This is a genomic window from Macrococcus hajekii (assembly GCF_004359505.1).
Lineage (GTDB): Bacteria > Bacillota > Bacilli > Staphylococcales > Staphylococcaceae > Macrococcus > Macrococcus hajekii.
Window position 1 is genome coordinate 1 of record NZ_SCWE01000012.1, and the last position, 1,713, is coordinate 1,713.

Annotated in this window: 1 rRNA gene; it reads left to right on the plus strand. The window is 51.4% G+C overall.

The window, feature by feature from the left end:
* Window positions 1-118 precede the first annotated feature (118 nt).
* Window positions 119-1,672 (plus strand): 16S ribosomal RNA (locus ERX37_RS11135).
* The last annotated feature ends 41 nt before the right edge of the window (window positions 1,673-1,713 follow it).

The following is a 1,713-nucleotide window of genomic DNA, read 5'->3' on the forward strand; positions in this document are numbered from 1 at the left end:
ATGAACATTGAAAACTGAATGACAATATGTCAACGTTAATTCCAATAATTTGAGTAGCATTTATGCTATTCCCAAGAGTGACTGGCTCAAGCAGTCAAAGAGCTTTATCAAGCAATCTATTATGGAGAGTTTGATCCTGGCTCAGGATGAACGCTGGCGGCGTGCCTAATACATGCAAGTCGAGCGAACGGACAGGAGTGCTTGCACTCCCTGATGTTAGCGGCGGACGGGTGAGTAACACGTGGGTAACCTACCTATAAGACTGGGATAACTTCGGGAAACCGGAGCTAATACCGGATAATATGTTTCACCTCATGGTGAGACAGTGAAAGACGGTTCTGCTGTCACTTATAGATGGACCCGCGGCGCATTAGCTAGTTGGTGAGGTAACGGCTCACCAAGGCGACGATGCGTAGCCGACCTGAGAGGGTGATCGGCCACACTGGGACTGAGACACGGCCCAGACTCCTACGGGAGGCAGCAGTAGGGAATCTTCCGCAATGGACGAAAGTCTGACGGAGCAACGCCGCGTGAGTGAAGAAGGTTTTCGGATCGTAAAACTCTGTTGTAAGGGAAGAACAAGTACGTTAGTAACTGAACGTACCTTGACGGTACCTTACCAGAAAGCCACGGCTAACTACGTGCCAGCAGCCGCGGTAATACGTAGGTGGCAAGCGTTATCCGGAATTATTGGGCGTAAAGCGCGCGTAGGCGGTTTCTTAAGTCTGATGTGAAAGCCCCCGGCTCAACCGGGGAGGGTCATTGGAAACTGGGAGACTTGAGTGCAGAAGAGGAGAGTGGAATTCCATGTGTAGCGGTGAAATGCGCAGAGATATGGAGGAACACCAGTGGCGAAGGCGGCTCTCTGGTCTGTAACTGACGCTGAGGTGCGAAAGCGTGGGGATCAAACAGGATTAGATACCCTGGTAGTCCACGCCGTAAACGATGAGTGCTAAGTGTTGGGGGGTTTCCGCCCCTCAGTGCTGCAGCTAACGCATTAAGCACTCCGCCTGGGGAGTACGGTCGCAAGACTGAAACTCAAAGGAATTGACGGGGACCCGCACAAGCGGTGGAGCATGTGGTTTAATTCGAAGCAACGCGAAGAACCTTACCAAATCTTGACATCCTCTGACAACTCTGGAGACAGAGCGTTCCCCTTCGGGGGACAGAGTGACAGGTGGTGCATGGTTGTCGTCAGCTCGTGTCGTGAGATGTTGGGTTAAGTCCCGCAACGAGCGCAACCCTTATCTTTAGTTGCCATCATTCAGTTGGGCACTCTAGAGAGACTGCCGGTGATAAACCGGAGGAAGGTGGGGATGACGTCAAATCATCATGCCCCTTATGATTTGGGCTACACACGTGCTACAATGGATGGTACAAAGGGCAGCAAAACCGCGAGGTCAAGCAAATCCCATAAAACCATTCTCAGTTCGGATTGTAGTCTGCAACTCGACTACATGAAGCTGGAATCGCTAGTAATCGTAGATCAGCATGCTACGGTGAATACGTTCCCGGGTCTTGTACACACCGCCCGTCACACCACGAGAGTTTGTAACACCCGAAGCCGGTGGAGTAACCTTTTAGGAGCTAGCCGTCGAAGGTGGGACAGATGATTGGGGTGAAGTCGTAACAAGGTAGCCGTATCGGAAGGTGCGGCTGGATCACCTCCTTTCTAAGGATATTACGGAAAAGAGACACTTGATGTCTCTTAGG